Here is a 3,140-nt window from a genome sequence, read left to right as displayed (position 1 = left end):
GGGCATCACTGCATTGCAAATGGATATCAAGATCACGGGTATTACTGAAGAGATTATGGACATCGCTCTTGAGCAAGCGCTACACGCACGTGTTCATATTCTTCAAGAAATGGCTAAAGTTATCGGTTACGCTCGTCCAGAATTACCGGACAACGCACCTGCGATGACAATGATCAAAATCAATCCTGAGAAAATCCGTGATGTTATCGGTAAAGGCGGCGCAACTATCCGCTCTATCACTGAACAGACGGGTGCAATGATTGATTTAGATGATGACGGTACGGTTCGTATCTTCGCATCTGATAAAGCGGCAGCTAAAGCGGCAACTGATATCGTATTAGGTATTACTGCAGAAGCTGAGATCGGTAAGATTTACGAAGGTAAAGTTGTTCGTTTAGAAGAATTTGGTGCTTTTGTTAATATCCTTCCTGGTAAAGATGGCCTAGTACATATTTCACAAATTGATAACAAGCGTGTAGAAAAGGTCACTGACTACATTCAAATGGATCAAATGGTGAAAGTGAAAGTATTAGATGTTGATGTACGCGGTCGTATTAAACTATCTATGAAAGATGTGACTGAAGACTAGTCACTAGATTAGTTTTCTTAGCATAAAAAAACCTCCTAATGGAGGTTTTTTTATGTCTATCAAAAGTTGCTAACAATTAAAGACTAAGAATCTCGTTAGAGTATTGTAAGCGCCGAACGAACCACATCCTATCCAGCACTAAACTGATCACATTACACTAGCATCTTTTTCGAGGAGTAAGTCTATGAGTCGTAGATCATTAGCTGATTGGAAAATCATCGTTGAACAGCAAGCGAGTAGGGGGTTAACTGCTGCTCAGTTTTGCCGTGAGAATAGCCTTAATGCAAAATATTACAGCTTCTATAAGTGCAAGTTCAATAAAACCAAGCCCGCCTTCATTAAGGTAAAGCCTACAACAAAGCCATCTGTTACAACTCTAGCGCTTACCTGCAATGGCATAGCCTTTCAGTGTGATAATAGCTGCGACCCTAAATTTATAGCCCAGTTGCTACGTGAGTTACAAACATGAGGGGATTAAGTGAATTTGATCGCGTTTATTTACACCGTAACTTTGTAGATTTTAGAAAGTCTATCAATGGTTTGTCGATTATAGTCGAGCAAGAAATGGTACTTTCGCCTTATGGCTCTGGTTTGTTTGTCTTTTGTAATAAAGGGCGAGATAAACTCAAGTTGTTGTACTGGGATAAAACAGGCTTTTGTTTGTGGTATAAACGTCTTGAAAAAGACAAATTCCAATGGCCAAAAAAGCATGCTGACCAAGTAATAAAATTGGATAGTGAACAGATGAATTGGTTACTACGTGGCTTTGATATAAATAGCATGAAACCGCATAAATCACAGCAATATACGCAGCTTAGCTAGGTCAAAGATAGTATAATATCAGCATGAATAATCCTGTTGATATTGAAACTGAAGTTAATAATTTACGCGAAGATTTAGTGCGTAAAGATCGGCGTATTGAGTTGCTTGAAAGCATGCTTGAGCAATTCCGTGCGCTACAGTTTGGCAGCAAAAGTGAAAAGCTTCCAGCGGCTGAACAAGTGTCATTATTCAATGAGACAGAAGAATATACCGATCTTGAGTCACAATTAACGTTATCTGATATTGTTGTTCCTGAGCATAAGCGCCGTAAGAAAAAGCGCATCTCACTCCCTGCGGAATTGCCGCGTGAAGAGATTATTTACGATTTAGAGGATGCAGAAAAGTTCTGTCCTCACGATGGCAGTGCGTTAAAGCTCATTGGCAACGAACAACATGAACAACTCGATATTATCCCCGCTAAAGTTAAAGTCTTACGTCACCTTCGCCAAAAGTATGCTTGTCCTTGCTGTGATAGCTACGTCGTTACCGCCAAGAAGCCAAGACAGGCTATTGAGAAAAGCATCGCCTCTGCAGGACTTCTAGCATACATCGCGACCAGTAAATATGCAGATGCATTACCGCTGTATCGGCAAGTCACTATATTAGAGCGAAATGGTATCAAGTTAGATCGTACGAGCTTAGCTAACTGGATGATCCACTGCGGTGATTTAGTGCAAACCATTATTAATCGATTATTAGATCATATGCAACTACAGCCCGTTTTGCATATGGATGAAACGCCTGTACAAGTACTCAATGAACCTGGACGAAAAGCCCAGAGCAAAAGCTACATGTGGGTTATCAGTAGCTTGCAGCAAAGTGGGCAACCCGCAGTACTGTTCAACTACTCACCGACCCGTAATGGTGATACACCAAAGCTCAAACTAAATGATTTTGAAGGCGCTTTGATGGTCGATGGCTATGAAGGGTATCAAGGTGTATGCGATGAAAGGCAGCTGACTCGCTTAGGTTGTTGGGCACATGCACGTCGCAAGTTTATGGACGCTAAAAAGCAGCAAGTCAAAGGAAAGTCAGGCCGGGCAGACCAAGTACTCTCACTGATCCAGCAGCTCTATCGTGTTGAAAAGGCCTGCGAAGATTTTACCGCAGATCAACGTTACGAAATAAGACAAAAACAATCAAAAGCCATCCTAAGCAAACTTAGGATGTGGCTTGATAAGGCAATCGCCAATACCCCACCTAAAACAGCCATTGGCAAAGCGGTGTTCTATTTACAGAATCAATGGTCTCGATTAACGGGCTACGTTGAGGATGGTTGCTATCCGATTGATAATAATCGCGCAGAAAACAGCATCCGCCCGTTCGTCATTGGCCGAAAGAACTGGATGTTCAGTACGAGCCAAAAAGGTGCCGCTAGTAGCGCCAATTTATATAGCATCATCGAAACCGCCAAAGCGAATGGGCTTGAACCCTATGCTTATCTGAGACGGCTGTTCACTCAACTGCCGCTGGCTGACACGATAGAAGATATAGATAAGTTACTTCCTTGGAACTGCAAGAGTGTGGTTGTTTAGCCGCTTACTCTCAAAACATCATTATGTCAGAAGGTCGAATAAATATTATCGATGCAACCCCTATTGAAGCTGCGCGTTCAGGCTCGGGTAATGGTAAAGATGGCGAACCCAAGAAAGATCGGGAAGCAGGCTGGCATGTGAAAAACGATAGTAGAGGCCGCCAAAAATCGACTTATGGCTATTCAGTATATACT

The 3,140-nt window shown here is 42.1% G+C and carries 5 protein-coding genes; all 5 read left to right on the top strand.

Annotation, left to right across the window (positions count from 1 at the left end):
• The coding region (locus tag ACSHXM_RS21435) for a S1 RNA-binding domain-containing protein (protein WP_435692397.1) at window positions 1–589 on the top strand (589 nt) is incomplete at its 5' end.
• A gap of 184 nt (window positions 590–773) precedes the next feature.
• A complete protein-coding gene (gene tnpA, locus ACSHXM_RS21430; protein ID WP_435692395.1) occupies window positions 774–1,058 on the top strand; it encodes an IS66 family insertion sequence element accessory protein TnpA in 285 nt (94 codons plus the stop codon).
• The gene (gene tnpB / locus ACSHXM_RS21425; RefSeq protein WP_435692393.1) at window positions 1,055–1,411 is read left to right on the top strand and encodes an IS66 family insertion sequence element accessory protein TnpB; all 357 of its coding nucleotides are present in this window, start codon (window positions 1,055–1,057) and stop codon (window positions 1,409–1,411) included. Before tnpA ends, tnpB begins: the two co-directional genes overlap by 4 nt.
• A 23-nt stretch (window positions 1,412–1,434) precedes the next feature.
• Window positions 1,435–2,946 carry an IS66 family transposase gene (gene tnpC / locus ACSHXM_RS21420; RefSeq protein WP_435692391.1) on the top strand — a complete coding sequence of 504 codons (1,512 nt, stop codon included), beginning with the start codon at window positions 1,435–1,437 and terminating at the stop codon, window positions 2,944–2,946.
• Window positions 2,919–3,140: hypothetical protein (locus ACSHXM_RS21415; protein WP_435692390.1), on the top strand; the 222-nt coding region annotated here is incomplete at its 3' end. The genes tnpC and ACSHXM_RS21415, both read left to right, overlap by 28 nt.

Origin of the sequence: Paraglaciecola sp., assembly GCF_051252315.1 — a bacterium.
In the GTDB taxonomy this organism is placed as follows: Bacteria; Pseudomonadota; Gammaproteobacteria; order Enterobacterales; family Alteromonadaceae; genus Paraglaciecola.
This window is presented reverse-complemented; position numbering and strand designations above follow the sequence as displayed.

Excerpts from the sequence above, each read along its gene's own strand:
- tnpA (WP_435692395.1), top strand. The coding sequence starts at position 774 with ATGAGTCGTAGATCATTAGCTGATTGGAAAATCATCGTTGAACAGCAA.
- tnpB (WP_435692393.1), top strand. The coding sequence starts at position 1,055 with ATGAGGGGATTAAGTGAATTTGATCGCGTTTATTTACACCGTAACTTT.
- tnpC (WP_435692391.1), top strand. The coding sequence starts at position 1,435 with ATGAATAATCCTGTTGATATTGAAACTGAAGTTAATAATTTACGCGAA.